Annotated in this window: 22 protein-coding genes; 9 read left to right on the top strand and 13 right to left on the bottom strand. The window is 70.8% G+C overall.

All coding sequences use genetic code 11. The annotated features are described in order from the left end of the window. Positions 1-150 precede the first annotated feature (150 nt). The 5 genes from QSK17_RS04440 to dhaK form a co-directional block, all read right to left on the bottom strand. A complete protein-coding gene (locus QSK17_RS04440) occupies positions 151-525 on the bottom strand; it encodes a nuclear transport factor 2 family protein (RefSeq protein ID WP_285703088.1) in 375 nt (124 codons plus the stop codon). A 65-nt stretch (positions 526-590) separates the two neighbouring features. Next, a complete protein-coding gene (locus QSK17_RS04435; protein WP_285703087.1) occupies positions 591-1,169 on the bottom strand; it encodes a MarR family winged helix-turn-helix transcriptional regulator in 579 nt (192 codons plus the stop codon). A gap of 93 nt (positions 1,170-1,262) precedes the next feature. After that, the gene (gene dhaM / locus QSK17_RS04430; protein WP_285703085.1) at positions 1,263-1,637 is read right to left on the bottom strand and encodes a dihydroxyacetone kinase phosphoryl donor subunit DhaM; all 375 of its coding nucleotides are present in this window, start codon (positions 1,635-1,637) and stop codon (positions 1,263-1,265) included. A 52-nt stretch (positions 1,638-1,689) separates the two neighbouring features. Next, positions 1,690-2,316, bottom strand: a complete 627-nt coding sequence (gene dhaL / locus QSK17_RS04425; protein ID WP_285703084.1) for a dihydroxyacetone kinase subunit DhaL — start codon at positions 2,314-2,316, stop codon at positions 1,690-1,692. A 27-nt stretch (positions 2,317-2,343) separates the two neighbouring features. Further along, positions 2,344-3,336 carry a dihydroxyacetone kinase subunit DhaK gene (gene dhaK, locus QSK17_RS04420; protein ID WP_285703083.1) on the bottom strand — a complete coding sequence of 331 codons (993 nt, stop codon included), beginning with the start codon at positions 3,334-3,336 and terminating at the stop codon, positions 2,344-2,346. A gap of 294 nt (positions 3,337-3,630) precedes the next feature. Here dhaK and QSK17_RS04415 point away from each other — a divergent pair, with 294 nt between their 5' ends. The 3 genes from QSK17_RS04415 (at position 3,631) to QSK17_RS04405 (ending at position 6,341) form a co-directional block, all read left to right on the top strand. Next, positions 3,631-3,792, top strand: a complete 162-nt coding sequence (locus QSK17_RS04415) for a cyclase family protein (RefSeq protein ID WP_285703082.1) — start codon at positions 3,631-3,633, stop codon at positions 3,790-3,792. Beyond that, positions 3,789-5,477, top strand: coding sequence for a thiamine pyrophosphate-binding protein (locus tag QSK17_RS04410; RefSeq protein WP_285703081.1), 1,689 nt, complete (start codon positions 3,789-3,791; stop codon positions 5,475-5,477). The genes QSK17_RS04415 and QSK17_RS04410 overlap by 4 nt, the downstream gene beginning before the upstream one ends. A 102-nt stretch (positions 5,478-5,579) precedes the next feature. After that, on the top strand, positions 5,580-6,341 hold the full coding sequence (locus QSK17_RS04405) for a lysophospholipid acyltransferase family protein (protein ID WP_285703080.1): 762 nt from the start codon (positions 5,580-5,582) through the stop codon (positions 6,339-6,341). A gap of 72 nt (positions 6,342-6,413) precedes the next feature. Here the strand turns inward: QSK17_RS04405 and QSK17_RS04400 are convergent, their stop codons facing one another. After that, a complete protein-coding gene (locus tag QSK17_RS04400) occupies positions 6,414-8,861 on the bottom strand; it encodes a M14 family metallopeptidase (protein WP_285703079.1) in 2,448 nt (815 codons plus the stop codon). Between the two features lie 205 nt (positions 8,862-9,066). Between QSK17_RS04400 and QSK17_RS04395 the strand changes: the two genes are divergently transcribed. Continuing rightward, positions 9,067-9,609, top strand: coding sequence for an alpha/beta fold hydrolase (locus tag QSK17_RS04395; RefSeq protein ID WP_285703078.1), 543 nt, complete (start codon positions 9,067-9,069; stop codon positions 9,607-9,609). A 76-nt stretch (positions 9,610-9,685) separates the two neighbouring features. After that, positions 9,686-10,717 carry a serine hydrolase domain-containing protein gene (locus tag QSK17_RS04390; RefSeq protein WP_285703077.1) on the top strand — a complete coding sequence of 344 codons (1,032 nt, stop codon included), beginning with the start codon at positions 9,686-9,688 and terminating at the stop codon, positions 10,715-10,717. 182 nt (positions 10,718-10,899) lie between these two features. Here QSK17_RS04390 and QSK17_RS04385 read toward each other — a convergent pair whose 3' ends face one another. Continuing rightward, the gene (locus QSK17_RS04385) at positions 10,900-11,754 is read right to left on the bottom strand and encodes an alpha/beta fold hydrolase (protein ID WP_285703076.1); all 855 of its coding nucleotides are present in this window, start codon (positions 11,752-11,754) and stop codon (positions 10,900-10,902) included. 205 nt (positions 11,755-11,959) lie between these two features. Between QSK17_RS04385 and QSK17_RS04380 the strand changes: the two genes are divergently transcribed. Next, positions 11,960-12,292, top strand: coding sequence for a putative quinol monooxygenase (locus tag QSK17_RS04380; protein WP_285703075.1), 333 nt, complete (start codon positions 11,960-11,962; stop codon positions 12,290-12,292). Between the two features lie 294 nt (positions 12,293-12,586). After that, positions 12,587-12,811 carry a FitA-like ribbon-helix-helix domain-containing protein gene (locus QSK17_RS04375; protein WP_285703074.1) on the top strand — a complete coding sequence of 75 codons (225 nt, stop codon included), beginning with the start codon at positions 12,587-12,589 and terminating at the stop codon, positions 12,809-12,811. Between the two features lie 355 nt (positions 12,812-13,166). Here QSK17_RS04375 and tnpA read toward each other — a convergent pair whose 3' ends face one another. After that, a complete protein-coding gene (gene tnpA, locus QSK17_RS04370) occupies positions 13,167-13,565 on the bottom strand; it encodes an IS200/IS605 family transposase (RefSeq protein ID WP_285703253.1) in 399 nt (132 codons plus the stop codon). 41 nt (positions 13,566-13,606) lie between these two features. Here tnpA and QSK17_RS04365 point away from each other — a divergent pair, with 41 nt between their 5' ends. Next, entirely contained in the window at positions 13,607-14,803 is a 1,197-nt protein-coding gene (locus QSK17_RS04365; RefSeq protein WP_285703073.1) for an RNA-guided endonuclease InsQ/TnpB family protein, read from the top strand. Between the two features lie 46 nt (positions 14,804-14,849). Here QSK17_RS04365 and QSK17_RS04360 read toward each other — a convergent pair whose 3' ends face one another. From QSK17_RS04360 to QSK17_RS04345, 4 genes are all read right to left on the bottom strand, one after another. Continuing rightward, entirely contained in the window at positions 14,850-15,122 is a 273-nt protein-coding gene (locus QSK17_RS04360; RefSeq protein ID WP_285703072.1) for a type II toxin-antitoxin system RelE family toxin, read from the bottom strand. After that, positions 15,119-15,406, bottom strand: coding sequence for a type II toxin-antitoxin system Phd/YefM family antitoxin (locus QSK17_RS04355; RefSeq protein WP_285703071.1), 288 nt, complete (start codon positions 15,404-15,406; stop codon positions 15,119-15,121). Before QSK17_RS04355 ends, QSK17_RS04360 begins: the two co-directional genes overlap by 4 nt. Before the next feature lie 233 nt (positions 15,407-15,639). Next, positions 15,640-17,265: an L-glutamate gamma-semialdehyde dehydrogenase gene (gene pruA, locus QSK17_RS04350; RefSeq protein WP_285703070.1), complete on the bottom strand. Its 1,626-nt coding sequence runs from the start codon at positions 17,263-17,265 to the stop codon at positions 15,640-15,642. Further along, a complete protein-coding gene (locus QSK17_RS04345; RefSeq protein WP_285703069.1) occupies positions 17,265-18,176 on the bottom strand; it encodes a proline dehydrogenase family protein in 912 nt (303 codons plus the stop codon). Before QSK17_RS04345 ends, pruA begins: the two co-directional genes overlap by 1 nt. Positions 18,177-18,259: 83 nt before the next feature. Between QSK17_RS04345 and QSK17_RS04340 the strand changes: the two genes are divergently transcribed. Beyond that, a complete protein-coding gene (locus QSK17_RS04340; RefSeq protein ID WP_285703068.1) occupies positions 18,260-19,336 on the top strand; it encodes a PucR family transcriptional regulator in 1,077 nt (358 codons plus the stop codon). Between the two features lie 10 nt (positions 19,337-19,346). Here QSK17_RS04340 and QSK17_RS04335 read toward each other — a convergent pair whose 3' ends face one another. Further along, positions 19,347-20,432: a glycosyltransferase gene (locus tag QSK17_RS04335; protein WP_285703067.1), complete on the bottom strand. Its 1,086-nt coding sequence runs from the start codon at positions 20,430-20,432 to the stop codon at positions 19,347-19,349. Between the last annotated feature and the right edge of the window lie 102 nt (positions 20,433-20,534).

The following is a 20,534-nucleotide window of genomic DNA, read 5'->3' as shown; positions in this document are numbered from 1 at the left end:
CCCGCTCGACCGGCGGGCGGTCATTTAAGCGGTCGGCCCTTCACACATCTCGGATGACCACGCCTGGTTCTCCTCCCCCGCAGACGAGACCGCAGGGGAGGCTGTCGTGCTATCCGGGTCCCGTACGGGGTCTGAACGGCGGTCCGGGAGTCAGCCCATCATCGCCTTCATCGGCTGCCACGGGGTCGCGTCGAAGATCAGCATGATGGAGGTGATCCGGCCGTCGTCGAGACGGAAGTGCTCGGCCGTCCGCTGGGTGCCGGCGGGGGTGGCCGTGTGGACGTCGTAGACGAGGGTCGCCTCCGACTCGCCGTACAGCTCGCTGATCATGTCGACTCCGGTGACGACCTGGAGGAAACCGGGGAGGCCGGACAGATGGCCGGCGGCGTCCGCCGAACTCATCAGCGGGCTCTGGAAGGCGAACGTCTCGGCGAGGTGGGCGGCGGCCGCGGGCACGTCCCCGCGGAATCGGGCCTCGTGATAGCCGCGGACGGTCTGCCGTGTCCGGGTGGAGGCGCTGGTCATCGGACTCCGATCTTCCGGCCGTGGGGACGGCCGGCGGTATGGGAAGGGTTGGCCTCGCGGGCGTGTCATGCCTGGGGGTTCGCGCCGGTGCGGTTCAGGTGTTCGGTGAGCCGGTGGTGGTTGTCGGCGAGGCGCAGGCACAGGTGCCGCAACTGCGTGAGCTCGGCGGGTGTGAACCCCCGGAAGATGGCCGCCATGGCGACCTGGGTCGGGCGGCGGAATGCCTCGATCCATTCCAGCCCGGCGGGCGTGATCTGGGCGCGGACGGACCGCCGGTCGTTGCGGTCGGGGACCCGGCGGACCAGTCCGTCGCGTTCGAGGGTGTCCACCAGCCCGGTGACGTTGCGGGAGCTCACCCCGGCCGACTGGGCCAGCTCGCCGATGCTGATCCCGTCGTCCACGGCGGCGCTGAGGCGGATCAGGATGTCGAGCGCCCCGGCGCTCAGCCCGCGGCCTTCCGCCCCGTGCGAGCGCATCCGCTCGATGGCGTGCACGGCGGTGCGTACGGCTGCCGCCGCTTCGAGGGCGAGAGTGTCCTCCTCTCCGGCGAAGCGGGCCATCGCGTCCCTGGCCCGGGGGTCGAAGAGGAGGTCGTCGTGGTCGCGGCGGAAACCGCTCGTATCCGATTTATGTACATCCTTCATGATGAGGCACGACTTTAATACCTACTTCACGAAATTGTCCACACGGTCCCTTCCGGTCCTGTGAGAGCGCATCTGTGCGCAACCGCGATCGGGTCACATCTTGCGGATGGTCCTGGCCTCCTCGGCGGCGGCGAGCACGCCGTCCAGCGGGGCGCCGCACCCGGCCGCGACGGCCGCCGAGACCGCGCCCTCGACGAACGGCACGTCCGCGATCACTACGGACCCGGGGCTCTCCAGGAGTCGCGCGGTCAGCACGGAGCTGCCGAGATCGGGGATGAGAAGAACGCCGTCCCCCTGGTCCACCTTCTCGATGGCCGCCGCGACCTTGTCCACGCTCGTGCCGATCCCGCCGTCGTCGGTGCCTCCCGCCGCCGCGACCGGCACGTCCACGCCGCAGATGCCCCTGGCCAGTTCGGCCGCCTCGGAGGCGAGGCCGTCGCTGTGCGAAATGAGAACGATGCCCACCATTCCGGTTCCCTGTAGGTCTCTCTTCGTAGGTCTCTTCTCCGCCGTCCGACCCTCAGCGGGAGGCGGCGGTCCTGAGCGCCGCGAGGAGGAGCGCGGTGGACGCCGCCCCGGGATCCTCGTGGCCGATGCTGCGCGGGCCGAGATAGCTGGCCCGTCCCTTGCGCGCCTGGAGCGGGATCGTCGCCTTCGCTCCCTCCTCGGCCGCCGCGGCGGCCGCCTCCAGCGCGTCCTCGGGCGTCCCGCCCTCCTGTACGGCCAGGGCCAGCGCCCTGACGGCCGGAGCCAGGGCGTCGACCATGGTCTTGTCGCCCTCCTCCGCCCCGCCCAGCCGCCGTATGCCGGCGAGGCCCGCCTCCAGGGCGGCGGCGAGCTCGGCCGCCGACACCTCCGTGGCCTCGCCGAGGGACTTGCCCATCTCGCGGAATGCGATGCCGTACAGGGGGCCGGAGGCTCCGCCGACCTTCCGGATCAGCGTGGACCCGGCCAGGACGAGCACGCCGCCCGGCGTGACGGGCGGGCGGGCGGCCAGCGCCTCGGCGACGGCGGTGAATCCCCGGTCGAGGTTGGTGCCGTGGTCGGCGTCGCCGATGGCGGCGTCCAGCCGGGTGAGATGGTCACGGCCGGCCCGCACGGCGGCCGTGGCCTCCTCCATCCATGTGGTGAAGAACCGCGTGTCCAAGGGGGACTCCAGAGTGTCGGGTTTCGGTCAACGGCCCCAGCGCAGCGCCGGCGTCTCCACCGGAGCGTCCCAGAGCCGGGTGAGCTCGCCGGTGAGCGCGCACGTCGTCACCGAGAAGCCCTGCATGTCGAGGCTGGTGACGTGGTTGCCCACCAGGCTGCGCACCGCGGTCGCGCCCTTCTCCTCCAGGTACGCGGCGACCTCGGCGAAGACGATGTACAGCTCCATGAGCGGGGTGCCGCCCATCCCGTTGACCATGACGAGCGTTTCCCCGGAGAGGGGGAGGTCGTCGTCGATCGCGTCCATGGTGAGCCGGACGAGCTCGCGGGCCTCCCGGTGCGCGGCCCTGGCCCGGCCGGGCTCGCCGTGGATGCCGATGCCGAGTTCGATCTCCGCGTCGCCCAGCTCGAACGTGGGCGCGCCCGCGGCGGGCGTGGTGCACGCGGTCAGCGCGACGCCGAAGGACCGGCTGCGGGTGTTGACCTCCTTGCCGACGCGGGCCACCTCGGCCAGCGGTGCCCCGCTCTCCGCGAGCGCTCCGGCGATCTTCTCGACGAACAGCGTGGCGCCGGTGCCCCTGCGTCCGGCCGTGTAGAGCGAGTCCCGCACGGCGACGTCGTCGTCGACCAGGACACGCGCCACCTCCACGCCCTCATCGCCGCTCAGCTCGGCCGCCATCTCGAAGTTGAGCACGTCGCCGGTGTAGTTCTTGACGATGTGCAGCACCCCGGCGCCGCCGTCCACGCCGGTGGTCGCCGTAGCGATCTGGTCGGGGACGGGCGCGGTGAAGATCTCTCCGGGGCAGGCCGCGTCGAGCATGCCGTAGCCGACGTATCCGCTGTGCAGCGGCTCGTGGCCGGAGCCGCCGCCGGAGACCAGCCCCACCTTGCCGGGCCGGGGCGGCTCCCTCCTGAATATGACCTTGTTCTCGATGTCCACACGGAGCGAGGGATGCGCGGCCGCGACACCGCGCAGCGTGTCGGTGACCACCGAGCCGACACCGTTGATGAGCTTCTTCATGCAGCCGTCCTCACGCGGGGGGCCAGTCGTCCCTTTTACGCCTGCCCTGTCGTGAGGGACGGCAAGCCTCGATCCCCAGCGTCCCCGCCGTCGGTCTGGAAGATCTCCTTCCACACGGCCGCCGTCGCCGGAGCCGCGTCGATCCGGATGGTGGAGTTCGGCCCGTGGGCCTGGGCTCTGCCGGCCGCTCGCGGCCCTGGTCGGCTGATCCACGGCGTACCGCGCGCATGCTGGCGCTCACGACGGCGGTTGTAGGAGGATTCTGGGGATCTGTGACCAATGGGAGGCGGGCGCATGTCGGTGTTGCGGGATCTCGTGGCGGGCATCCGAGGCGGTGGGATCGAGGTGGTGGACCTCACCGCGCCGCCGACGGGCGCGGTCATCGGAGCCGGGCCCCTTCCGATCGTCGGCGGCTCCGGCAGCCCGGTCCGGGTCCTCGCCCTGGGGGAGCGGTGAACGTCGCCGAGGCCGTGGCCGCGGTCCTCGCCTCGCTCGGAGTCGACACCGCGTTCGGCGTCGTCGGCAGCGGCAACTTCCACGTGACCAACTCCCTCACCGAGCACGGTGTGCGGTTCGTCGCCGCGCGGCACGAGGGCGGCGCGGCGACCATGGCGGACGCCTACGCGCGGATGAGCGGCACCGTGCCTGTGCTCAGCGTCCACCAGGGGCCGGGCCTCACGAACGCCCTGACCGGGATCGCGGAGGCCGCGAAGAGCCGCACCCCGCTGCTGGTGCTGGCCGGCGAGGCCACCTCGCCGCGGTCCAACTTCCGGATCGACCAGCCGGGTCTCGTGGCGGCCGTGGGCGCGCTCGCCGCGCGGGTCGACTCGGCCGAGACCGTCGTCGAGGACACGGTGCTCGCCTACCTCACCGCGCTGCTCGGCCGCCGCACCGTCCTGCTCAATCTCCCTCTCGACGTCCAGGACGCGGTCCTGCCCGACGACGTCGAGCGGGCCGTACGGGATCTGCGGTCGAGCCGGATCGCCGACGCGGGGGAGCGGGGGTCCGACGTGGTGCCGCCGGACTCGGCGCAGTCCGGCCCCGCCCCGGCCGACTCCGTGAGCGAGCTGACCGGGCTGCTCGCCACCGCGGAACGCCCCGTCTTCGTCGCCGGCCGTGGAGCGCGCGGCGCGCGGCGGGAGATCGAGGCGCTCGCCGACCGGACGGGCGCGCTGCTCGCCACGTCGGCGGTCGCGCGCGGGCTCTTCCGGGGCAGCCAGTGGGACCTCGACGTGAGCGGCGGCTTCGCGTCGCCGTTGGCGGCCGAGCTGATCCGCGACGCCGACCTGATCGTGGGCTGGGGCTGCGCGCTGAACATGTGGACCACGCGGCACGGCTCGCTGATCGGCCCGGACGCCAAGGTCGTGCAGGTCGATCTCGATCCCGACGCCGTCGGCGCGCACCGGCCGGTCCACCTCGGGGTGGTCGGCGACGTGGCCGAGACCGCGCGGGCGGTGGCCGAGGCCATCGGCGTGCCCCGTGACGGGTACCGCACCGCCGAGTTGGCCGCGCGGATCGCCGGGGAGATCCGCTGGCGGGACGTTCCGTACGAGGACGGGAGCGGGAACGGCCGCATCGACCCCCGCACGCTCACCATCGAGCTGGACGATCTGCTGCCGGCCGAGCGGATCGTCTCCGTCGACTCGGGAAACTTCATGGGATATCCGTCGATGTTCCTGTCGGTTCCGGACGCGAACGGCTTCTGCTTCACCCAGTCGTTCCAGTCGATCGGGCTCGGCCTGGCCACCGCGATCGGCGCCGCGCTCGCCCGGCCGGACCGCCTCCCGGTCGCCGCGCTGGGCGACGGCGGCGCGCTGATGGGCGTGGCGGAGCTGGAGACCGTCGTACGGCTCGGCCTGCCGATGGTCGTCGTGATCTACGACGACGAGGCATACGGCGCGGAGGTCCACCATTTCGGCCCGGGCGGCCACCCGCTGGACACCGTCACGTTCCCGCCAACCGACATCGGGGCCGTCGCCCGCGGCTTCGGCTGCGACGCGGTGACCGTACGCGAGCGAGCCGACCTCGCGGGTGTCGCCGAGTGGCTGAAAGGGCCGCGTGACAGACCACTGGCGGTCCACGCCAAGGTCACCAAGGAGCGGGGCGCGTGGTGGCTGGAGGAGGCGTTCCGCGGGCACTGACCCCTCACGCGCCCTTCGGGCGGCTCTCCCGGAGTCTTCCCGACGGGCTCTCCCGAGGGGGCCGGATCAGGAGGTTACGGTACCGTAGGTTACCGTTCCGTCATGGCTGAGATCGTGTATCCCCCGGTGATCCGGACCGCGCTGGCGCTCTTCAAAGCGCTGGATCTCAAGATCCGTGTCGAGGGCGCCGAGCGCATCCCCAGGAAGGGCGGGGCGGTGCTGGTCAGCAACCATGTCAGCTACCTCGACTTCGTCTTCGCCGGTCTGGCCGCACGTCCCTCGCGGCGCCTCGTCCGGTTCATGGCGAAGAAGGAGGTCTTCGACAACCCGGTGGCCGGGCCGCTGATGCGCGGCATGCACCACATCCCGGTGGATCGTTCCGCCGGCGCGGGCGCCTTCGGCGCGGCGGTGCGCGCGCTGAAGGACGGCGAGATCGTCGGGAACTTCGCCGAGGCCACGATCAGCCGGTCGTTCACGGTCAAGGACATCAAGAGCGGTCCGATCAGGATGGCCTCGGACGCGGGTGTTCCCCTGATCCCCGTCGCCGTGTGGGGCCCGCACCGGCTCTGGACCAAGGGCCGTCCCCGCAAGCTCCTCCAGCGGCACGTGCCCGTCACGATCCTGGTCGGCGAGCCGATGCACCCCGAGCCGGGCACCCCGCTCGCCGACACCACGGCGGAGCTGCGGCGGCGGATGTCGGAGCTGCTCGACCGGGCCCAGCGGACCTACCCCGACATCCCCCCGGGCGTCTGGTGGCAGCCCACCCACCTCGGCGGCACCGCGCCCACTCCCGAGGAGGCCGCCGCCCTGGACCGCCCCCGCGGTGCCCGGCGCGCAGAGCCCAGGCCCGGCGAGGCGTCCTAGTGCCCCTCCCGTCAGCCCCCCGGGGCGGCCGGCGATCGGCCGTCCCGGGGAGCCGCCCGTCGGTGTTCGGGGTCAGCGGCCGTCGCCGACCACGACCCTGGCCTTGTTGTAGTTCTTGCCGTTGCCGTCCGGCTTGTAGTTCTTCTCGTTGTTGCCCGCGATGTCCGCCGCGAACCAGTGCACCTCGGCAGTCCTGTCGATCGTGATCTGCTGCGCTCCCTCGCGCATCCCCGCCGCGGTCAGCTTGGCGGAGGAGAACGTCGGCCGGCTGCCGTCCAGCGTGTAGTACACATTGGCCGGCTCGTCGATCGTGAACGTGAACGAGGTTGAGTCGGCGTTCTTCGCGGTGACCTTCAGCTCCGACGTGGGCGCGTTCTTGTCACTGGCGTACGCCCGGGCGACCTCGAGGATGGCGATCTGCCCGGCGGAGAACTCCATCGCCTCCTCGTGGCCCTCGCTGAACGCCGGCTGGAAGCCCACGGCCTGGAAGCGCTTGGTCTCGGGGTCGTAGACGTCCGCGCCGACCTCGAAGTCCCAGCCGATGATGCCCTTGTTGTACCAGTGCTCGTCGGCGCTGTTGCCGGCCGCCGAGTACAGCACGTCCGGGACCGGGCCGGTGCGTCCCGGCCAGATGGCCGTGCCCCGCCAGGTCTGCACGGCGGAGAGGATGTGGCTGGAGGCGCTCCAGAAGAAGCTCTCCGTGCCGTAGTCCACCCGCGGCAGCAGCTCGCGCCCGGCCGCCTTGTACGCCCCCGGAGGCCACATGAAGTAGCCGCCGTAGGAATGGGTGTTCATCGCGAACTTGATGTTCGGGTACTTCTCGGTCAGCCACACCTCGTTCTTCGCCTCGGGCTCGGACAGCTTGGCCGGGCCGGCGAACGTGTCGCTGCTGCAGTTCGTCGAGGCGCCGCTGTACCCGTCGAAGATGGAGCCGACGGAGAAGTTGCGGTTCAGGTCGACGCCCCAGGAGTTGCGCGCCGCCGGGTCCGCCAGGTTCGCCGCGCAGTGGTTCGTCATGTTCCTGCGCTGCATGTTGTAGTCGTAGAGGGAGTAGTGCCCGCCGTCGGGGTTCACCGTCGGCAGGATGAAGATGTCGAGGTCGTCGACCAGCTTCTTGGTGTCGGCGTCCCCGGCGTAGTTGCGCAGCAGCCGCTCGGCGGTCTCCACGCAGGTCAGCGGGGTCACCCACTCGCGCGCATGCTCCTGGCAGTAGAGGAACACGCCGGCCTTCGAGCCGTCCTTCCGCTTGCCGATGCGCAGCGCCTTCATCTGGAACGGCTCGCGTGAGACGGTGGCCGGCGCCTTCAGGTTGTCGGTCAGCTTCGTCGCCGACGCGGCGGCCAGCAGCCCCGTGCCCGCGTTGCCCCGGTAGGTGGCGGCGCTCACCAGCGCGGAGGCGGCGGCGTCGCCGTTGATCGCGTCCACGACCTGCTTCGCGGTGCTGCTGACCGCCCCGGACGCGTCCGTGGCCAGGCCGACCACGATGTCCTTGCCGTTGACCGAGACGCCGAGCGGGGAGGACGCGGCCGCCGGCTTCGTCAGGGCCACGCTGACGTCGTTGCCGCCCTCGTGCCCGTACGCCTTGGAGCTGACGTAGAGCGTGCTCGCCGCGGCCGTGCCGAACTGCGCCTGCGCCGCCCGGCGGTAGCCGTTCGTCTTGTACGGCAGGTCCACGAGCTCCGAGAGCTTCGGGAACTCGCGGGTCAGCGAGGTGATCCGGTCGGTGACCTCGGTCGGGTCCATGTAGTGGTCGACGAAGTCCGCGACGTAGTGCTTGCCCGGCGGCTTGCGCGGCTGCCCCAGCCACTTGGTCACCGGGACCGTGACGGAGCCGCCCCGGTTGCTGGTGATCGTGGCCGTCGTCGGCGCCTGCGTGATCGGCAGCGGCGAGGTGAACCGGTGGTACATGTACTGCCCGGCGTCGGTGAAGCGCGACATCGTGGCCGTGCCGCCGGAGTCCGGAGCGGTGCCGGGGCCGCTGTCCCAGGTGACGTTCAGCACGGTCTGCGCGTCGGTGGCGCTCGACTTCACCTCGACGGACAGGAAGCGCTGGTCGTCCAGGCTGGTGAACCATTCGGCGCGCAGCGGGGTAAGCGTGTCGGTCTCCGCCGTCGCCGCGGCCGCCGACTTCAGCGCCTGCGCGCGCTCGGCCTGGTTCTCGGCGTAGTCGGTCTGGTCGGAAATGGCGCCCTGGACGTCGAAGCCCTGGTCGCGCAGGCTCTGCGCCTCCTCGGGGCTCAGTACGGCGTGGACCTCGATGCCGTTGTCCAGGGGCTTCTTGTACTCGGCGAGGTCCACGCCCATCGCGTTCAGCCGGTCCACGTCCGCCTGGTCGGGGACGACGATCCGCATCAGCGCGACGCCGTTCTGGGCAGTGGTGGACTGCCGGTCGGGGACGACCTCACCGGGGGAGGGGGACGGTTCGGCGAGCGCCGGGAGCGCGCTCAGGGTGAGTGCCAGGGGCAGGGCGAGCGCGACCGCGATGCGGCGCGCCCTCCTGCGGTCCAGAGGACTCCTCATCAGAGACTCCTTCTCCGGCGTGCTCCGTCCGGGTAGGGGGTCAGCCCGGCGGGCGCACGCGAGTGGAAGAAGTCTTGAGCGGCGACATATCGCCGTCAACAGCCCGATATCACCGTGTTATATGACCTTTGCTGTTAAGAGCTGATGTTGAAGGATGTTGAGTGATAAATCGCCCTAGTTGACGGAAATTCGGACGTGCCGTGCGGTGGCTCGCTATGCTTGCCGCTCCCCGGGGCCGTTTCGGCCGCGCGGCACAGGACGGTGCATCGCCGCCCGGCACCCGGACCTGGTCCGCGCGCTCGTCGTCGAGGAGGGGGGCGCGCTCAACCGGCAGCCGGACGCCCCGAACCCCGTCCTGGACGTGAGCGGCTGGCCCCGGTGCGTGGCCACGCTCGCCGAGCTGCGCCGGGAGGTCGAGTCGCGGGGCATCCCCGACGCGAGCTACTTCCTGGAGAGCGCGGCCGAGCACCCCGACGGCTGGGGCTTCCTCTTCGACCGCGCCGACATGATGGAGTCCCAGCGGGCGCTGATCGGCGACTGGTGGCCCGACTGGCTCGCCTCCACCTGCCCGGCCCTGCTCGTCCACGGGCAGGACAGCTTCGTCATGCGCACCGCCATGGCCGTCGAGATGGCCGAGCGCCGCCCCGGCACCGTGCTGCGCGAGTTCCCCGGCTGCGGCCACTGGGTCCACGACGACGACCCCGACGGCTTCGCCGATGCCGTACGGGAGTTCCTGGCCGCGCTGTGATGGACGAGCCCGGATTGGACATCGGGTCGCGAAATACCTATACCTGATCTGTTTTCCCACTGATCGGAGGCATCCCATGTGGCAGCGGATCGACCCCGGATCGGCGGGCTTCGCCCCCGATCTCGCCGAGCGGCTCGACGCCCTCGTCGAGGAGGGCCGGGCGCCGGGCCTGCACGGCGTCGTGGTCACCAGGCACGGCCGCCTCGTCCTGGAGCGCTACGGCAGGGGCGAGGACTACGCCTGGAACGCGCCGCTCGGCGTGGTGGACTTCGGCCCCGAGACCCGCCACGACATCCGCTCCGTCACCAAGAGCGTCGTCGGCCTGCTGTACGGTGTCGCCCTCGCCGCGGGCCTGGTCCCGGAGCCGAACGAGCCGATCCTGCGGCACTTCCCTGAGCATGCCGACCTCGCCGCCGACCCCGGGCGGGCGGCGCTCACGGTCGAGCACGCCCTGACGATGACCCTCGGCCTCGAATGGGACGAGAGCGCGCCGTACACCGGGCCGGAGAACTCCGAGATCGCCATGGAGATGGCCGAGGACCGGTACCGGTTCGTCCTGGAACGTCCGATCGTTGAGGAGCCGGGGAAGCAGTGGTCCTACAGCGGCGGCGCGGCCGCCCTCGTCGGCGGGCTCATCGCCCGCGGCACCGGCCGTCCGCTGGAGGAGTTCGCTCGCGACGCGCTCTTCGCGCCGCTCGGCATCACGTCCTTTGAGTGGATGACGGGGGAGGACGGCGTGGCGTCGGCCGCCTCCGGGCTGCGGCTCGCCCCGCGCGACCTCGCCAGGATCGGCCAGGCCGTGCTCGACGCGGAGGTGATCCCCGCCTCCTGGGTCGCGGAGACGCTGCGGCCGCGCGTGCCCACCTGGGACGGGTTCTCCTACGGCTACCTGTGGCATGTGGGGCCGGGCGAACGGCCTGGCAGCCGGCCGGGGGAGCCGTCCTTCTGGCGGGCCATGGCCGCGGGCAACGGCGGCCAGCGGCTCTTCCTCTTTCCCGATCTCGACCTCGTCGTGGCCGTCACCGCGGGCGCGTACAACGCGGGCGAGCAGGACGCGGCAGCCCGAGCCGTCCTGGACGAGGTGCTCCTGCCCGCCCTGACCTCCTGACACCCGGTCTGGCACTCCGGCGGCCCTCTGGTCTGCCGGCCGGTGGGGGCCGGTAGGTCACGCTGCTCTGGTGGCGGCACGGTCCCGTGGCCAGGTGTCCGGGCCGGCCGAGCGGCTCGGTGGCATCGGCGGCCACCGGGACACTCGATGCGGCATTCCGAGCCGGGCGCCCCAGGCGTCGGTCAGGAGAGGAAATCGGCGACGGCATCCAGCCAGGCGCGGGGCTGATCGATGTGGGCCATGTGCCCGGCCTCGTCGATCAGCACGACTCGCGCGGCCGGCAGCGAGGCGGCGGCCTCGACGGCCAGGGCCGCCGGGAAGGTCATGTCCTGCCGCCCCTGCAGCAGCAGTACGGGGATCCCGGTGGCGGCGAGCCGCCGTACCGCGTCATCGGGCCGCGCGGCGGGCAGCGTGCCGGTCTGCCAGGGACGCATCCACTCCGCGGAGAAGCGGACGGCCTCCAGACGCTCCAGATAGCCGGGCAGCGCCTCCGCGCGCCAGACATCCGCGCGTGCCCCGGCGAACGCCGCCGCGCGGGTCAACTCCGGGCCGGACAGCGTCGGATCGGACCACACGCGGGCCTCGTCCGCGCGCCGTTCCTCGCGCTCCCGCCAGCCCGCGAACGCGTCGGGAGGTACGGGGAGGACGCTGCTGGACGCGATCACCAGCCGCCGGACCCGGTGCGGCGCGGCCAGGGCCAGCCGCTGGGCGAGCAGGCCGCCGTAGGAGAAGCCGAGCACGTCGGCGCGGGAGGCGCCGAGCGCGTCCAACAGGGCGACGAGGTCGCCGACGGCGGTGTCGGGCGTGTACTGGTCGTCCGGCAGGCCGCGGCTGGAGTGTCCGCAGCCGCGCAGGTCCGGCAGGACCACCTGATGCCGGCCGGAGAGCTCGCCGAGAGGGTCGCGCAGGTAGCTGTGGTCCCAGTCGGGGCCTCCGTGGATCACGAGCAGCGTGCGCTCGGCGGGCCCGGCCGTCCGCGCGACGAACAGCTCGACAGGGGGCTGCGCGGAGACGGTGACCATGATCTCGCTGAACACCCGGTCAGTATCCCGGCGGCTCCCCGCCGCGACAAACGCTGCTACTCAGGTTGGGTCCCCGCCGGACGCTCGTGACCGAGGTCCCTTTGCCGGGCCGTCCAGTGTCCTTGGGCATCGTGGGACGGCCCGGCCGTACGCGAATTGGTATGGTCGGCCGGTTCAGATCGGCTCGCCGCCGATGCCGCTATTCGTGGGGACGGATTGCATGATCTTCATTACCGCCAAGTTCCGAGTGCTGCCGGAGCACGCCGACCGGTGGCCCGAGATCAGCGGTGATTTCACCCGGGCGACCCGCCAGGAGCCGGGCTGCCTGTGGTTCGACTGGTCGCGCAGCGTCGAGGACCCGAACGAGTACGTCCTGGTCGAGGCGTTTCGCGACGACGCGGCCGGGGCCGCGCACGTCCAGTCGGAGCACTTCAGGGAGGCCCAGCGGACCCTGCCGGCGTACCTCGCCGAGACGCCTCGGATCGTCAACACCACGGTCCCGCAGGACGACTGGTCCCTCCTCGGCGAAATGGCCGTGCCCGAGCGCGGCTGACTCCCCGGCCCGGACGGCATCCGTCCGGGCCCGCCCCTCATGTGAGGTCACCACCTGGTCCGCCTTACGGATGTCTCGGAGTTCCAGGCTCGTCGCGAGCGTCGAAGCGAGGGCCGTCGGAGGATCATAGGGGTCCCCGAAGAGGCGGATCTCTCTTACTGATCTCCCCGAGCGCGTTGAAGATCTGGGCGAGTACCTCATGGTTGACGCGCTCTGCGACGACGCGGCCGAGGACGATTTCCTCGTTCGGAGGATTCCGGAGATCGCATGCAGATTGCAGGCTAACGTGCCTGCGTGGGCACCATTCAGATCCGGGACGTTCCGGATGCGACCGAGCAGACGCTCAAGGCGCGGGCCGAGCGCGAGGGCAAGCCTCTGACCGCGTACGTGCTGTACCTGCTGAACGAAGAGGCCGCCAGCCCTACCCTGGACGAGGTGATGGACAGGATCGCCACCGACGAGCCGATCGCGTACGACCCGGACTTCGTCAGGGAGCTCCTGCGCGAGAGACACCGGTAAGCCTGGTCGGCGACGCCTCGAACGTTTTCCGCCTGCCGGCGAAGGCCAAGGGCGACAAATGTGCGCTCGCCGAGCTGCTCGGCGTGCCGCTACTCACCGATGACGCCAAGTTCGCCGGTTCGACGGGGCATCGGGCGGAGATCCACCGCTACCCACCCCTGTCGGTGTGAGGCCGCGACGAGCCTGACACCGCAGGGCCGACGTCATCGGGGCGGCCTCCTCTCCGGACATCGGCTGCTACCGGATTCGTCTGCAGTGCTCCGGCCTTCAGGCCCGGGGGGGTGAAGCGGACTCTCCCGCGTAGCGGGGCAGGAAAAGCCGATTCGCCGTCAAGGCGGATCGGCTTTTTGGCGGATCAGACGGAGCGGTTTTGCTGCTCGATGTACTGCCGCAGGACGCTGATCGGTGCTCCGCCCACGCTTCCGGTGAAGTAGGAGCCCGACCACAGCTTGTTCGCCCGATGGTAGTGCCGGGCCAGCTCGGGGAACTCGGTCCGCATCCGCCGCGAGGAGACGCCCTTGAGGCTGTCGACGAGACGGGACAAGGCGACCTTGGGCGGGAAGTCCACCAGCAGATGCACATGGTTGGCCTCGCCGGTGAACTCCGCGAGCTCGCACTCGAAGTCCGCACACACGTCATGCATGATCTGCTCCATGCGCTCCAAGTGCGCTCTGGTGAACACCGGATGCCGGAACTTGGTCACGAAAACCAAGTGGGCATGCAGGACGAAAACGCAGTGCCTGCCAGTTCTGATATCTCCATACTCGGCCGTAAACCCAACGGTACGATCACGGTGTGCAGCTCCGGTACAACGTCCGCCTCTACCCGACGCCGGGCCAGCGTCAAGCCCTGGCACGGGCGTTCGGGTGCGCGCGGGTGGTGTTCAACGACGGGCTGCGCGCACGACAGGACACCCGGGAACAAGGGCTGCCCTACATCTGCGACGGTGACCTGTCCAAGCAGGTCATCACCGAGGCGAAGACGACCCCGCAGCGCGCCTGGCTGGGCGATGTCTCCTCCGTGGTGTTACAGCAGGCGCTCGCCGATCTGAACACCGCCTACCGGAACTTCTTCACCTCGGTCACCGGCAGACGCAAGGGGAGCAAGGTCGGCCCACCCCGCTTCCGGTCCAAGAGGGACAACCGGCAGGCGATCCGCTTCACGAAGAACGCTCGCTTCTCCATCACTGCGGGCGGGAAACTCCGCCTGCCGAAGATCGGCGACGTTGATGTGCGATGGTCGCGGGACCTGCCCGCCGAACCGTCGTCGGTCACGGTGATCAAAGACAGCGCGGGGCGGTACTTCGCCTCGTTCGTGGTCGAGGTCGCCGAGCAGCCCCTGCCGCCGGTCGAACCGGAGGCGGGGATCGATTTGGGGCTGTCCGCGTTCGCCGTCCTGTCGGACGGGCGGAAGATCGACGCCCCGCGCTTCCTGCGCCGGGCGGAGAAGAAACTCAAGAAACTTCAGCGGGCGCTGTCCCGCAAGGAGAAGGGATCGAACAACCGGGCCAAAGCCCGGCAGGGCGTTGCCCGCCAGCATGCGAAGGTCGCTGATGCGCGCCGTGAGTTCCACCACCAGCTCTCCACACGACTGATCCGCGACAACCAAGCGATCTACGTGGAGGACCTGGCCGTGGCAGGGCTGGCGCGTACCCGGTTGGCCAAGAGCGTGCATGACGCGGGCTGGTCGGCGTTTGTCGGAATGCTGGAGTACAAGGCCCGCCTGTACGGGCGGGCCTTCCACCGGATCAACCGGTGGTTCCCCTCCTCGAAGCTGTGCTCCGAGTGCGGGACTGTCGCCGGCACGATGCCGTTGGACGTCCGATCGTGGACCTGCCCCTGCGGGGCGGTCCACGACCGGGACGTGAACGCGGCTAAGAACATCCTGGCCGCCGGACGGGCGGACAGGTTAAACGCCTGTGGAGGGCAGGTAAGACCACCCCACCAGGTGGCACAGCCCGAAGAAGCAGGAAGCCTCAGAGGTGCCGCGTGAGCACGCGGCACGGGCTGAATCCTCGGCCTTCAGGCCGGGGAGCGCGTCAAGTACGGTAGGCGTCCCGACGGTGTTTGATAGTCAGAATGGTCACGGCGTGCTTGTCCTCGTCGATCTGGTAGACGACGCGATAGGTTCCGCGTCGCGCCACATGCAGCCCGTCGTACGGCTCTTGCAGGGGCTTGCCCACGCGCCATGGCTCCTGGGCGATCGCGTGGGTGATCAACTCCCAGGCGGCGGCGGCAACGCCTTCGGGCAGTCCGGACGCGAGGGCGCGTCGCGCCGGTGGAGCGAGGAGGACAGAGTATCGCTCGCTCACGCGCTCGCCTTGCCGAGGCGAGTTGCCATGATCTCGGCCATCTCCTCTTCTGTGGTCACGTCGCCGCGCGCCTCGGCGGCGACGGCCTCCACCAGATCGGCGCGCATCTCAGCGTCGGCGAGGATTTCCAGGGTCTCCTGTAGGGACTCCCACTCCGCCACAGAAAGGATCACCGCATGCGGCCGTCCGTTCCGGGTCAGAGTGAAATGGTCGTGCTCCCGGGCGGCGCGGTCGGCCAGTTCGGTGAGCCGGTCCTTCGCCTCGCTGATCGGAATGAGCTCCATAAGCACATGGTATCTGTCTGGCCGGAACCTTGGCCGACATTTCCGCCACTCCTCCGTCTGGCGACGGGAATTCTGCGAGCGTCGCGGATCGAGCCGAGAGAGGCCGGGAGTTCGTCGCCTGAATAAATCGAAGCGGGCCCGGATCTCGGCGTGAGATCCGGGCCCGCTCCGGCGGGGCCGCCCGTCGAGGGTGATGGCTCGCGAGGGTGGTCCCTTCGCGGCGCGCTCGACGGTCAGCCCATGTGCGGGTATCGGTGATCGGTCGGCGGGACGAAGGTCTCCTTGATCGTGCGGGCGTTCACCCAGCGGATCAGGTTGAAGATCGACCCGGCCTTGTCGTTGGTGCCGGAGGCGCGGGCGCCGCCGAAGGGCTGCTGGCCCACGACCGCGCCGGTGGGCTTGTCGTTGATGTAGAAGTTGCCCGCAGCGAACCGCAGCCGCTCGGACGCGGACGCGATGGCGTACCGGTCCTGGGCGATGATCGAGCCGGTCAGCGCGTACGGCGAGACGCTCTCCATCTGGTCGAGCACCGAGTCGAACGTGGAGTCCTCGTAGACGTGAACCGCGAGGATCGGGCCGAAGTACTCCTTCACGAAGATCTCATCCGTGGGGTCGGAGCACTCCAGGATGGTCGGCTTCACGAAATATCCGGTCGAGTCGTCGTACGAGCCGGTGAGGACGTCGATCGAGTCGACCGACCTGGCCCGGTCGATCGCGTCGCGGTGCTTGGCGAAGGCCCGGCCGTCGATGACGGCGCCCATGAACGTGGACAGGTCGCCGGCCACGTCCCCGACCGTCAGCGACTCGGCCGTGGCGACGACGTCGTCCCGCATCTTCGACCAGAGCGACCGCGGCACGTACGCGCGCGAGGCCGCGGAACACTTCTGCCCCTGGTACTCGAAGGCGCCGCGGACCAGCGCGGTGGCCAGGACCTCGGGCGACGCCGACGGGTGGGCGAGGACGAAGTCCTTGCCGCCGGTCTCGCCGACCAGCCTCGGGTAGCTCCGGTAGCCGGTGATGTTCTCGCCGACGGTGCGCCACAGGTGCTGGAACGTCCCGGTGGAGCCGGTGAAGTGGATGCCGGCGAGCTCCGGGTGGGTCAGCGCGACCTCGGAGACGGCCGAGCCGTTGCCGGTCACCATGTTGATGACGCCCGGAGGCAGCCCCGCCGCCTCCAGCAGCCGCATGGTGAAGTGCGCCGCGAACTGCTGCGTCGGCGACGGCTTCCACACCACGACATTGCCCATCAAAGCCGCAGAAGTCGGCAGATTTCCGGCAATGGCGGTGAAGTTGAACGGCGTGATCGCGAGGACGAAGCCCTCAAGCGGCCGGTACTCCAGCCGGTTCCACACACCCGGCGACGACACCGGCTGCTCGGCCAGGAGCTGCCGGGCGTACGCCACGTTGAACCGCAGGAAGTCGATCAGCTCGCAGGCGGCGTCGATCTCGGCCTGCTGCGCCGACTTGGACTGGCCGAGGATCGTGGCCGCGTTGAGCGTGGCCCGCCACGGGCCGCTCAGCAGGTCGGCGGCCTTCAGGAAGATCGCGGCCCGCTCGTCGAACGACAGCGCCCGCCAGGCCGGAGCGGCCGCCAGCGCGGAGTCGATCGCCGCCCGCACGTCGGAGGCGGTCGCCTCGGACGCCCGCCCGAGTACGGAGGCGTGGTTGTGCGGCTGCACCACGTCGATGGGCGAACCGCCGCCCAGCCGCCGCTCGCCGCCGATCGTCATCGTGAGCTCCAGCGGCGCGCCGCTCAGCTCCTTGATCCGGTCCTCCAGGGAGGCCCGCTCGGCGCTGCCCGGCGCGTAGCCGTACGTCGGCTCGTTGGCCGGAACCGGAACATTGCTGATCGCGTCCATCACTTACCCCTCAGAGACCGCAGGAAGAAGGCGACGTTGGCCGGGCGCTCCGCCAGGCGGCGCATGAAGTAGCCGTACCAGTCGTCGCCGTAGGGCACGTAGACCCGGACCGAGGCGCCGGCGCCCACGAGCGCCTCCTGCTTGTCCGTCCGGATCCCGTAGAGCATCTGATACTCGTAGCTGTCCTGGCCGCGGCCGTACCGGTCGGCCAGCATCTCGGTGATCGCGATGAGCCGGTCGTCGTGCGTGCCCACCATGGGATATCCCGTACCCGCCATGAGGATGCGCAGGCACCGCACGTACGCCCGGTCCACCTCGGTCTTGCTCTGGTGCGCGACCGAGGCGGGTTCCCGGTAGGCGCCCTTCACCAGGCGCACCCGGGAGCCGGAGAGGTCGCGGCAGTCCTCCTCGCTGCGGAAGAGGTACGCCTGGATCGCCACACCCGTGTCGGGGAAGTCCTCGCGCAGGGCGCGCAGGATCGAGAGCGTGGAGTCGACCGTGGTGTGGTCCTCCATGTCGAGCGTGACGGTGGTCCCGCAGTCCTGGGCGGCGGCGCAGATCCGCCGCGCGTGCTCCAGCGCCATCGTCTCGTCGAGCGCCTGCCCGACCGCCGACAGCTTCACCGACACCTCGGCGCGGCGGCCGAGGCCGAGCGGGGCGAGCGCGTCGAGCATCGTCACGTACGCCTTGGCCGTCAGGGCCGCCGCCTCCGCGTCGCGGATCTCCTCGCCCAGATGATCGATCGTGACCGTCAGGCCCGCGTCGGTCAGCCGGCGCACGGCGGCGACCGCGTCGGAGGCGGTCTCGCCCGCGACGAAGCGGTCGACGACACGGCGGGTGGGCGGCAGGCCGGAAACGGCGCGCCGCGCCAGCGGATTCCGCGAAGCCGCGAGAAGCAGGGAACCGAGCATGGCTCAAGGGTAGATTCGCAGTTCAGAGCTGGTCCACGGACAGGCGTCACAGCATTTTCAGACAAATGCACAATAATGGCGGCATGCAGGAAATCGTCGATGAGATCGCGCGGTTGCTCGACGCCTCGGTCACGATCGAGGACCGCTCGTTCCACCTTCTGGCCTACGGCGCGCAGAGCGGTGACATCGACACCGTGCGCCAGGAGTCGATCCTGCGCAGGAGAGCGAGCGACGAGGTCCGGGCCCATTTCGAGGCGTACGGCATCGCCACCTCCACCGTCCCGGTCCGCATCCCTGGCATCCCCGGCCTGCGCGGCATGCTCGACCGCGTGTGCGTGCCGCTGCGGCACGGCGGCGTGACCTACGGGTACCTGTGGCTCCTCGACTCCGGCGCGCTGACCGACGCCCGGCTCGCCTCGGTGGCGCCGCTGGTCGAGCAGGCGGCCGCCGTCCTGGCGAGGGAGGCGCGCACCGGACAGGCCCGCCTGTGGGACTTCTTCTCCGCCGACCCCGCCACCAGGGCCGCCGCCGCGCTGCGGGTCACCGGCCCCGTCGCGGCGATAGCCGTACGGACCGCGCCGGACCGGGCGGCCGCGCTGTGGCGGCTCCCGCGCGGCGTGCTCGCCGAGCCGGGCGACGGTCCGGAACCGCTCACCGCGGTCCTGTCGCCCGCCTCCCAGGCTCCCGGAGTCGCCCGCATCCTCCAGACGACGTACGGCACGGCCGCCGGCATCGGGGGAGTCCGCGAGGACTCCGGCGACGCCTGGGAGAGCTGGGCCGAGGCCGTGCTCGCGCTCCGGGTCGCCGAACACGTCCACCGCCTCGGGCCGGTCACGAGCTGGGCGGACCTGGGCGTCTACCGCTTCCTGGCCCGGCTGCCGAGGAGCGATCTCGCCGAACTGGCCACCGAGTCCGCCGCGCTCGGCGACCTGGCGGGCACGGTCGAGACGTACCTCGACCGGGCCGGCCAGGTCCAGGAGACGGCGGCCGCGCTCGGCGTGCACCGCCAGACGCTGTACTACCGGCTGGGCCGGGCCGGGCAGGTCACCGGGCTCGACCTCGCCGACGGCCGGGACCGCCTGTTGCTCCACCTGTCGCTGAAGGCGGCGGCCCTCACCGGGGAGTCCGGCCGACACACACCCGGCCGGCGAACGTCGTGACCGTCGGCGGTCAGGCGCAGGTCCGTTCGTAGACACGGAGCAGCTCCATGCTGATCCGCTCCAGGGAGTAGCGGGAGCGGGCGCGGTCGGCCGCCGCGTATCCCATGGCCGTACGGAGAGTCACGTCCCCGAGCAGCTCACGGATCCGGACCGCGGTCTCGGCGGGCCGGCCGGGCCGGGTGAGGAAGCCGGTGACCCCGTCGACGACGGAGTCGAGGTGCGCGCCCACCGCGGACGCGACGACCGGGACGCCGCAGGCCATGGCCTCCAGGGCGGCGAGGCCGGTCGGCACGGTGGGAGCGAGGGAGAGCACCATGTCGGCGCTGCGCATCAGCTTCGGCATGGTGGCGTGCGGGACCAGGCCGAGCAGGTCCACGCGGTCGCCGACCCCGTGGTCCCTGGCGATCGCCCGGAGCCGCTCGATGCTGAGGTCGTCCCCGCCCGCGATCACGAGGTCGGCGTCGGGGACGGCCGCCAGCGCGCCGATCGCGGTGGCGGCGCCGCTCGCGGCGATCTCGCCGGGGTCGCTGCCCAGGCCGACGTGGAGGAGGCGCGGACGCTCGCCGCGCGGGAGAGTGGGGCCCTGGCGGCGGAACCGCTCGACGTCGATCCCGCTCGGGACGACCGAGATGTTGCGCCGGGGCACGCCCATCCGGATCAGCTCGGACTCCTCGTCGGCGCAGGTCGCGATGACCGCGCGGGCGTGGCGGCCGATGGCGCACTCCAGCCGCCGGACCGGCGTCTGCCCGCCGTGGAAGTGCCCGTGGAACGTCTGGGTGACCGGCACGCCGAGACCTTCGGAGCCCGCGATGGCGGCCAGCCCGCCGGCCCAGGAATGCGCGTGGATGATGTCGGGCCGGTCCTTGCGCCAGTGACGCATGAGACCGGCGCTGAAGTCGGGAAGGTAGGGCAACAGGTCGTTCTCAGACAGCTCTATGTCCGGTCCCGCAGCCACCTGCTCGATGGAGACGCCTTTGGACGGCTGGCCGGCGGCGGAACGCGTGTAAACCGTCACCCGGTGACCGCGGGCCAGCTCGCGGGCGATCGCGGGAGTGTCGGAGGTCAGGGCCTGCGCGGAAACAATGGCGATATTCATGGCACACCTCAAGCCTGAAGAGCTTCAAAAACGGTGTGCCTGCGTCTTAGGCACCAACTACATCCGCGAGTTTACCGCGCTCCAACTCGCGCTAAACCCCCA

This window comes from Microtetraspora sp. NBRC 16547 (assembly GCF_030268965.1).
GTDB lineage: Bacteria > Actinomycetota > Actinomycetes > Streptosporangiales > Streptosporangiaceae > Microtetraspora.
Note: the sequence above shows the minus strand (reverse complement) of the source record. Positions and strands in the feature narration are given on the sequence as shown.